Source organism: Mesorhizobium sp. M8A.F.Ca.ET.161.01.1.1, assembly GCF_004792105.1.
Taxonomy (GTDB): Bacteria; Pseudomonadota; Alphaproteobacteria; order Rhizobiales; family Rhizobiaceae; genus Mesorhizobium.
The window spans coordinates 1-339 of sequence record NZ_SRTD01000247.1; the positions used below are offsets into that span (position 1 = coordinate 1).

Annotated in this window: 1 pseudogene; it reads left to right on the forward strand. The window is 65.5% G+C overall.

Going from position 1 to position 339, the window contains the following annotated elements:
• Positions 1-151: 151 nt before the first annotated feature.
• Positions 152-339: pseudogene (locus tag EN804_RS35555) on the forward strand (NAD(P)-dependent alcohol dehydrogenase); the annotation flags it as partial.

The following is a 339-nucleotide window of genomic DNA, read 5'->3' on the forward strand; positions in this document are numbered from 1 at the left end:
AGGTGATCAATCCCTTCGGCGGCGTGGGTGCGTCCGGCAACGGCACCAGCATCGGCGGCCCGGCCAACGGGGAAGAGTTCACCCAGTGGCAGTGGTTGACCGTCAAGGGCGAAGCGCCCGCCTACCCGATCTGATCCAGGAGGACCCACGCATGAACAACGACGCTGCATCCCGTGAGATCACCGCTGCCGTTGTGCGCGGCAAGGAACAGCCCTTCGTCATCGAGCAGGCCACGCTGCGTGGCGTGCAGGATGACGAAGTACGGGTGAAAGTGGTGGCCGCCGGCCTGTGCCACACCGACCTGATCGTGCGCGACCAGTACTACCCGGTGCCATTGCC